This is a genomic window from Nocardia lijiangensis NBRC 108240 (assembly GCF_001613045.1).
Classification (GTDB): domain Bacteria; phylum Actinomycetota; class Actinomycetes; order Mycobacteriales; family Mycobacteriaceae; genus Nocardia; species Nocardia lijiangensis.
Genome location: NZ_BDBP01000166.1, coordinates 1 through 8562, shown reverse-complemented (window position 1 = coordinate 8562; position 8562 = coordinate 1). Strand labels below are relative to the sequence as shown.

Here is an 8562-nt window from a genome sequence, read left to right as displayed (position 1 = left end):
ACGCCTTCGCGATGATCGGCGCCGCGGGCCGTGCGGTCGACTCGGTCGTCTCGGCGGTGCGCACCGCCGCCATCGGCGCGCCGGACAGCCCGCTCAACGCGCGCACCTCGCGCAGCCGCCGCTTCGACGTGGTACGCACCGATCTGGAGGACTACCGCAAGATCCGGCACCGCTTCGACTGCTCGACCAACGACGCCATCCTCGCCGTGGTCACCGGGGCGCTGCGCAACTGGCTGCTCTCCCGCGGTGAGGCGCTGATCGAGTCGACCACGCTGCGCGCGGTGGTGCCGATGTCGGTGTACATCGAGGGCCCGGACCGCGACCGGCTGGAGCCTGCCAGCGAGGTGTCCTCGTTCCTGCTGGATCTGCCGGTCGGCGAGCCCAATCCGGTGATGCGGCTCTCGCACATCGCGCACGCCACCGAGGCCAACAGCAGGGCCCGCCGCGGCGTTCGGGCGCGCACGCTGGTGCATATGGCCGGGTTCGCTCCGGCCAGCCTGCATGCGATGAGCGTGCGGGCGGCGAGTACGTTCGCAGAGCACACGTTCAATTTGGTGATCACCAACGCGCCGGGTCCGCAGACGCCGATGTACATCGGCGGCGCGCGGATGCTGGAGATGTATCCGGTGTCGCCGCTGCTGCGCAATCAGGCTTCGAGCATCGGGATCACGTCCTACGACGGACGCGTCTTCTACGGACTCAATGCCGACCGCGACGCGATGGCCGATATCGAGGTGCTGGCCGCCGCGGTGCACGAGTCCATGGAGGAGATGCTCGGTGCCTGCGTCTGATCAGAAGAACACCCTGCGGGTGTACGTGCCCGCGACGGTGCCGATGCTGCGCAATCTGGTCGCCGAGCGGGAGATCTTCCCGATCGGTGCAACGGCCTTCGCGGTCACCCCCGCGCTGCGCGAGGCCTACGCCTCCGGCGACGACGAGGAGCTGGCCGAGGTCGCGATGCTCGAGGCCGCCCGTGCCTCGCTGCGCCTGCTCGCCGCCGAGCGCGAGGCCGTGGTCGAGGACATCGAGGACGGCGAACCCGCGGCCGCGCGGCCGTCCGGCGGTCCGGTGTACCGGCGGGCCGTGATCGCCGCGGACGTCGCGGGCGCCAAGCTGCGGCCCGACCTCGACGACGCGGTGGTCAAGCTCGCGGGGCCGATCGGGTACGACCGGATCGCCTCGATCCACGTCGACCTGGCGGAAGCCGAGCCCGAGGTGGCCAAGGCGGTGGACGTCATCGACGCGGCCGACCTCGGTGACGCGGACGCCGAGTTCGTGCTCGGCGACGCCGAAGATCACCAGCTCGCCTGGTACGCCGCGCAAGAACTGCCGTTCCTGCTCGAATTGCTCTGAGGCCGACTTGCGCCGAAGCCCGCTTGCGCCGAGGCTCGATCGTGTCGGGTTCATTCGTGCTGGGGCGTGCGGGCGCCGATGCCCACAAACCTACGATGCCGTAACCTAGCCGGGAGTGGCCCCGACGGCGGCCGCCACCTCGACAGAAAGACGAACGGCACCGATGGTCTTCAAGAATGTCCGCGACTGGCTCGAAGCGCCCGCGGCGAGCGTCGCCGATCGCGGAGGTCGGCTCAACGTGTTGCGCGGGGCCGTCGCCCGGGTGACCACGCCGCTGCTGCCCGACGACTACCTGCACTTGGCCAACCCGCTGTGGTCGGCGCGCGAACTGCGCGGCCGGATCGTCGAGGTGCGCAAGGAGACCGCGGATTCGGCGACCCTGGTGATCAAGCCGGGCTGGGGCTTCGACTTCAAATTCCAGCCGGGGCAGTACATCGGCATCGGCCTGCTGGTGGACGGCCGCTGGCACTGGCGCTCCTACTCGCTGACCTGCCCGCCGGACTGGAGCGCCCCCGAGCACGGCGGCAAGCGCGTCATCTCGATCGCCGTGAAGGCGATGCCGGAGGGCTTCCTGTCCAGCCACATCGTCGGCGGCGTCAAGCCGGGCACCGTCGTCCGGTTGCAGGCGCCGCAGGGCGGTTTCGTGCTGCCCTACCCGCCGCCCGCCAAGGTGCTCTTCCTCACCGCGGGCAGCGGCATCACCCCGGTGATGTCGATGCTGCGGTCGATGGACCGGCGCGGTCTGGTGTCCGACGTGGTGCACCTGCATTCCGCGCGCACCGGCCAGGACGTGATGTTCGGCGAGGAACTTCGCGCGCTGCACGAGCGGCACCCGAATTTCCAGTCGCACCTGCACCTGACCGGCGAGCAGGGCAAGTTCGCGCTCGCCGACCTGGACGCGAAGTTCCCGGATTGGCGGGAACGCGACACCTGGGCCTGCGGCCCCGCCGCCATGCTCGACGAGATCGAGCAGCACTGGCGCGAGGCGGGTATCGCCGACCGGCTGCACGTGGAGCGATTCGAGATCGAGCGCTCGGCGATCGGCGAGGGCGGCACCGTCAGCTTCGGCAAGTCCGGCCGCAGTGTCGAGGTCGACGGCGCGACGAGCCTGCTGGAAGCGGGCGAGTCGGCCGGGGTTCAGATGCCGTTCGGCTGCCGGATGGGCATCTGCCAGACCTGTGTGGTGACCTTGAGTTCCGGGCATGCCCGCGACCTGCGCAACGGCGAGGAGCGTCGCGAGGGCGACAAGGTGCAGACCTGTATCTCCGCCGCCGCGGGCGACTGCACACTCGACGTCTGAGGCGGTCAGGCCCGGAGGAGGCAGCGCAGCGTAACCACGCAGGGCCCCGCCTCGGACAAAATCCGACACTGCCTGAGGCGGCTAGGCCCAGACAGACCGAATCCATACCGCCTGAGACACAGGTACCCTCGACCTCGTCAGTCGAGCAGAGAAGGGACTCCGGTGGCCATCACCGATATCCAAACGTTCTCCCACCTCACGGCCGCCGATATCGAGACCCTGGGGCAGGAACTCGACACAATCCGGCGGTCCGTGGAACTCTCCCGCGGCGAACGCGATGCGAAGTACATCCGCCGCGCCATCGCGGCTCAACGCGGCCTCGAGGTCGCCGGGCGCGCTGTGCTGTTCGGCAGCCGCAACCGCTGGGCCTGGCTCACCGGCACCGCCCTGCTCTCGGTCGCCAAGATCATCGAGAACATGGAGCTCGGGCACAACGTCAGCCACGGGCAGTGGGACTGGATGAACGATCCGGAGATCCATTCCAGCACCTGGGAGTGGGACATGACCGGGCCGTCGTCGCAGTGGCGGCGCGCGCACAACTACTCCCACCACACCTACACCAACGTTCTCGGCAAGGACGAGGACTTGGGCTTCGGCATCCTGCGGATGACCCGCGACGAGCAGTGGCGCCCGATCCACCTGGTGCAGCCGCTGGCCAATCTGCTGCTGGCCGCGACCTTCGAGTGGGGTATCGCGCTGCACGACTGGGCCATCGAGAAGGAGCTGGCGGGCACCCCCGAGGAGCTGCTGTCGGCGCCGAACCGGGAGTTCGCCCGCAAGATCGCGCGCCAGGTGGCCAAAGATTTCGTGCTCTATCCCGCGCTGACCGGACCGGCATGGAAGTCGACGCTGAAGGCCAACGCCACCGCCAATCTGGTGCGCAATCTGTGGGCCTACGCGGTGATCTTCTGCGGCCACTTCCCCGACGGCGCGGAGAAGTTCACCATCGAACAGCTCGAGGACGAGACCCAGGCCGAGTGGTACCTGCGCCAGATGCTGGGCAGCGCCAATTTCAAGGCCGGGCCCGCGATGGCCTTCATGAGCGGCAACCTCTGCTACCAGATCGAGCATCACCTGTTCCCCGACCTGCCGAGCAACCGGTACCAGGAGGTCGCCGAACGGGTGCGCGAACTCTGCGACAAGTACGACCTGCCCTACACGACCGGCTCGCTGGGCAAGCAGTACCTGCTCGCCTTCCGCACCATCCACAAGCTGGCGCTGCCGGACCGGTTCCTCAAGCGCACCGCCGACGATGCACCGGAGACCTCGTCGGAGCGCAAGTTCGCGGGCATCACGTTGCCGAACACCGAGCGCTGGGCCGACAACAACTGGCTGCTGACCGATCCCGAGACCGGGCAGCGGCGCGGCCTGCGCTCCGCCCTGCACGAGGCGAAGGTGGCGCTGGAGGAGAAGGCGCGGCACGAGAAAGAGGTCTTGCGCGAGGCCAAGCTGGCGCTGAAGGAGAAGGCCAGGCAGGAGAAGGAACTCCTGCGCGAGGCCAAGCGCACCCTGCAGGAGAAGGCGCGCACCGAGCAGGCCGCGCTGCGGCGGAAGACGGTGTGGGAAAAGGGCTTCCTCGCGCGCTGGCGCCGCGCCTGATATAGCATCCGGCGATCACGAGCACAATGCGGGATTTGCCACAGGCAAGGCGCGAATCCCGCAACCTACGGTGTCGTAACTTACGGTACTGTAGCCGCCATGGCGATCTCGGATGTCAAGGAGTACGCGCACCTCACCTCCGCGGATGTGGAGGCGCTCGGCGCGGAATTCGACGCGATCCGGCGGGAAATCGAATCCTCGCGCGGTGAATCGGATGCGCGGTACATCCGCAATGTCATCAGGCTGCAGCGCGCGCTGGAGATCAGCGGCCGCGCCGTGCTCTACGCCGGCTTCCTACCGCCCGCCTGGCTGGCGGGCGTCGCCCTGCTCGGCACCGCCAAGATCATCGAGAACATGGAGATCGGGCACAACGTCATGCACGGGCAGTGGGACTGGATGAACGATCCGGAGATCCACTCCAGCTCGTGGGAATGGGACAACACCGGCCCGTCCAAGCATTGGAAGCAGACCCACAACTACCTGCACCACAAGTACACCAACGTCCTCGGCATGGACGACGACATCGGCTACGGCCTGCTGCGGGTCACCCGCGACCAGCGCTGGAAGCCGTTCAACCTGGGCAACCCGGTCTACAACCTGCTGCTGCAGCTGCTCTTCGAGTACGGGGTGGCGATTCAGCACCTGGAACTCGGCAAGCTGGCCGCGGGCCGCTACAAGGAGGGCACCCCCGAGCGCGCCGAGTTCGAGCGCAAGCGGGACGAGGTGCTGCACAAGATCGGCAAGCAGGTGCTGAAGGACTACGTGATCTTCCCTGCGCTCACCGGTCCGCTGTTCTTCTCCACACTCACCGCGAACCTGGCCGCCAACGTGATCCGCAACGTGTGGACCAACGCGGTGATCTTCTGCGGTCACTTCCCCGACGGCGCGGAGAAGTTCACCAAGGCCGACATCGACGGCGAGACCCAGGCCGAGTGGTACCTGCGTCAGATGCTGGGCAGCGCCAACATCTCCGGCGGCCGGGTCATGCACTTCATGACCGGCAACCTGAGCCACCAGATCGAACACCACCTGTTCCCGGATCTGCCGAGCAACCACTACGCCGACATCGCGGTGCGGGTGCGTGCGCTGTGCGACAAGTACGACCTGCCCTACACCACGGGCTCGCTGCCGGTGCAGTACTTCAAGGCCTGGCGGACCATCCTCAAGCTCGCGCTGCCGAACAAGTACCTGCGCCACACGGCCGACGACGCCCCGGAGACCGCCTCCGAGCGCAAGTTCGGCGGCAACGCCGTCACCACCGTCGACCCGGTCACCGGCAAGCGCCGCGGTCTGCGCACCGCGCTGGCCGAGGGCAAGCGGCGGTTCGCGCGTCGTGCGGCACGGCAGGAGCGGGTACTCCAGCCGGTGCAGTGAGCGCGCGAACCAGCGACGCGGCGAACCGGCGACACTTCAGCGGACCGGCGGGTGCGAACCCCCCGGTCCGCTTTGGTTGACTGGCCCGGTGAGTGCTGATCGTCTGAGCGTCTACGAGGCCATCCGGTTGCGCCGCGACGTGCGCGCCGAATTCACCGGCGCGCCCGTCGACGAGGCCACGCTGTGGCGGATTCTCGATGCCGCGCATCGGGCGCCCAGCGTGGGCAATTCGCAGCCGTGGGATTTCGTGGTGGTGCGCGATCCGGCGACGCTGCACCGCTTCGCCGAGCACGTGGCGGACAAGCGCGTCGAGTTCCGCGACGCGCTGCCGCCCGAGCGCGCCGCGACCTTCGAGCCGATCAAGATCGAGGGCATCGTCGAGAGCGGCACCGGAATCGTCGTCGGCTACGACCACGACCGCGGCGGGCCGCAGGTGCTCGGCCGCGCCACCGTCCCCGAAACCGGCGTCTACTCGGCGGTTCTCGCGATCCAGAACCTGTGGCTGGCTGCCACCGCCGAAGGCATCGGCGTGGGCTGGGTGTCGTTCTACGACCCGGCGTTCCTCTCCGAACTGGTCGGACTACCGCCCGGCATCCGGCCCGTCGCGTGGCTCTGCGTCGGCCCGGTGCACGAATTCCAAACAGTCCCCGACCTGGAACGCTTCGGCTGGCGCACCGGACGACCGCTGTCCGAAGCGGTGCACCGGGAGACCTTCGGCGGGCAGCGACTCTCCGCCGAACCCCCGACCGCGAGCCCGGCGATGGATTCCGCCACAACCTGACGAACCGCACGCGACACGTACACGTGGCCACCCGAACGCCGCACACCGAGACTCCGGCAGCGCGCGGCGATCACACACAGACCCGAACGCACCATCCCGGAACTCCCAGCCACCCTCGGGGCGAGTCTTACGAGCCCGTTCGCGGCCGTCTCGCTTCTGAGCGGTCGAAGCGCATGCGACGAAGTCGCGAGTCTCGACCGCTCAGAAGCGAGACATAAGAGGCCGCGAACACGCGCGCGCCAATCAACACCGTTCGAGAATGGCCGATGCGCCGATGCCGCCTGCCGCGCAGATGCCGAGCAGGGCGGCGTTCTTCCCGGTGCGGGCAAGCTCGTTGGCCATGGTGGTGACCATGCGGGCGCCCGTGGCGCCGAAGGGGTGGCCGAGGGACACCGAGCCGCCGTGCACGTTGAGCTTGTCGATGTCGACCGTGCCGACCGCGGTGTCCCTGTCCAGCTTGGTCTTTGCCCATTCGTCGCTGGCGAGCGCGCTGAGCACGGACAGCGTCTGGGCGGCGAAGGCCTCGTGGATGTCGACGAGGTCGATGTCCGACAACGCCATTCCGGCCTTGTCGAGTGCGCGCGGCATGGAGATGGCGGGGCCGATGAGCACCTGGTCGGTGGGGTCGACGCTGACGTAGCTCCAGGAGCGGAACGCGGCGAGCGGCCGGTAGCCGAGCTCGCGCGCCTTGTGCTCGCTCATCAGCAGCACCGCCACGGCACCGTCGGTGAGTGGGCTGGCATTGCCCGCGGTGACGGTGCCGTCCTCGGCGAACACCGGCTTCAGCTTGGCCAGCTTCTCGACGCTGGTGTCGGCGCGGACCAACCCGTCGCGCTCGATGTCCGTGCCCTCGGGTGTGCGCACCCGCAGCACCTCGTCGTCGAAACGGCCGGAGGCGATGGCGGCCGCGGCGCGCCGGTGCGAGCGGGCCGCGAACTCGTCCTGCTCGGCCCGGCCGATGCCGTGGATGCGGGCCATCTTCTCCGCCGACTCGCCCATCACCTCACCGGTGGTGCGCTCGGCGATCTTCGGCCTGCTTGGCAGGATGTCGGTGAACGGCGCCAATTGCGCTGCCGCCGAAAGGTAGTCCTTCAGCTTCGGCTTGCCGAGCGCCAGCGGGGCGCCCGCGTGCACCAGCTTCTGCGGCAGCTTCACCTCGGCGTTGCTGGTGGAATCGCTGCCACCCGCGATCATGATGTCGTATTCGCCGCGCTCGATCGCGGCCGCGGCGGCGGTCACCGCCTGCAGGCCGGACGCGCACGCCCTGGTGACGGTGTAGCCCTCACAGCCGGGGTCGAGGTGCAGGTCGAGCGCGATCTCCCTGGCGATGTTGGGCGCGGCGCTCGGCAGGATCACCCCGCCCCAGACGATGGCCTGCACCTGTGCGCCGGGCAGCCCGGTGCGCTCCAGCAGACCGCGCACGGCGGCGTCGGCCAGCGCGATGGAGTCCATCCGGGTGAAGTCGGTGAACGCCCGCACGAACGGCGTGCGCGCACCGGAGACGACGACGGCACGGCGAGCAGCGTCGGAAGCCATGCGAATTCCTTTCCAGAGACGTACACCACAAACTTACTCTGAAGTAAGTTCTCGGTCCACGCTCACACGGGAAAAGACCTCCCCGCACCCCACCGGGCGGGCAGGCTTTCCGTCCCCCACGATCCCCCGATTCGGTCCCGCACAACGGGCAGGTAAGCCCCAGGCGGCTCAGCGATCCCCTCCAGATGCCGCTGAGCCGGCCTGCGGCGCGCCGTTGCGCTGCAGACCGGGGCGCCCGTTCCGGCGAACGCCCCTGCTCGTCCCGGAACCGCTTCGGGTGCCGGTACCGCACATCCGACGCAGAAAGAACAATAGCGTTCTTTCTATTGATTTTTCAAATCTTTTCTATGAAGTTGTCATTCCCCAGAGTCCGGCCTACCATGAAGCCCACTATGAGAAGCCCTTCGGAGCTGTCGCGGCAGAAGCGCTTCGGCCGAATCATCAAGGAACGCCGAGACGAGCTCGGCCTCACGCAGCTGCAGATCGGCGATCTGGGTGGGCCCTCCGCGCCGACGATCCGGAAGATCGAGGACGGCGATGCCGCGATCAGCACCCACACACTGAACAAGCTGGACGCGCCGCTGCGCTGGCTGCCCGGCAGCGCGGCGCGCGCCTACGC

At 68.5% G+C, this 8562-nt stretch carries 8 protein-coding genes; 7 read left to right on the top strand and 1 reads right to left on the bottom strand.

The window, feature by feature from the left end; all coding sequences use genetic code 11:
- The 6 genes from NL1_RS34965 to bluB all read left to right on the top strand — a co-directional run.
- Positions 1-791 (top strand): WS/DGAT domain-containing protein (locus NL1_RS34965; protein WP_156095192.1); only part of this gene is annotated, 791 nt, incomplete at its 5' end.
- Between the two features lie 43 nt (positions 792-834).
- Positions 835-1353, top strand: coding sequence for a DUF6912 family protein (locus NL1_RS34960; protein WP_174553517.1), 519 nt, complete (start codon positions 835-837; stop codon positions 1351-1353).
- A gap of 163 nt (positions 1354-1516) precedes the next feature.
- A complete protein-coding gene (locus NL1_RS34955) occupies positions 1517-2653 on the top strand; it encodes a ferredoxin reductase (protein ID WP_067848994.1) in 1137 nt (378 codons plus the stop codon).
- Positions 2654-2815: 162 nt separating this feature from the next.
- Positions 2816-4252, top strand: a complete 1437-nt coding sequence (locus tag NL1_RS34950; RefSeq protein WP_067848991.1) for a fatty acid desaturase — start codon at positions 2816-2818, stop codon at positions 4250-4252.
- A 99-nt stretch (positions 4253-4351) separates the two neighbouring features.
- Positions 4352-5626, top strand: coding sequence for a fatty acid desaturase family protein (locus tag NL1_RS34945; protein ID WP_067848987.1), 1275 nt, complete (start codon positions 4352-4354; stop codon positions 5624-5626).
- A gap of 88 nt (positions 5627-5714) precedes the next feature.
- A complete protein-coding gene (bluB, locus tag NL1_RS34940; RefSeq protein ID WP_067848984.1) occupies positions 5715-6407 on the top strand; it encodes a 5,6-dimethylbenzimidazole synthase in 693 nt (230 codons plus the stop codon).
- A gap of 243 nt (positions 6408-6650) precedes the next feature.
- Here bluB and NL1_RS34935 read toward each other — a convergent pair whose 3' ends face one another.
- Positions 6651-7943 (bottom strand): acetyl-CoA C-acyltransferase, encoded by a 1293-nt coding sequence (locus NL1_RS34935; protein WP_067848981.1) that lies wholly within the window; start codon positions 7941-7943, stop codon positions 6651-6653.
- Between the two features lie 392 nt (positions 7944-8335).
- Between NL1_RS34935 and NL1_RS34930 the strand changes: the two genes are divergently transcribed.
- Positions 8336-8562, top strand: a 227-nt coding sequence (locus tag NL1_RS34930; protein ID WP_156095191.1) for a helix-turn-helix domain-containing protein, incomplete at its 3' end; no start/stop codon positions are given.

Bases quoted from the DNA above. Each gene is read 5' to 3' on its own strand.
- NL1_RS34960 (WP_174553517.1), top strand. From the start codon at position 835: ATGCTGCGCAATCTGGTCGCCGAGCGGGAGATCTTCCCGATCGGTGCA.
- NL1_RS34955 (WP_067848994.1), top strand. From the start codon at position 1,517: ATGGTCTTCAAGAATGTCCGCGACTGGCTCGAAGCGCCCGCGGCGAGC.
- NL1_RS34945 (WP_067848987.1), top strand. From the start codon at position 4,352: ATGGCGATCTCGGATGTCAAGGAGTACGCGCACCTCACCTCCGCGGAT.
- NL1_RS34935 (WP_067848981.1), bottom strand. From the start codon at position 7,943: ATGGCTTCCGACGCTGCTCGCCGTGCCGTCGTCGTCTCCGGTGCGCGC.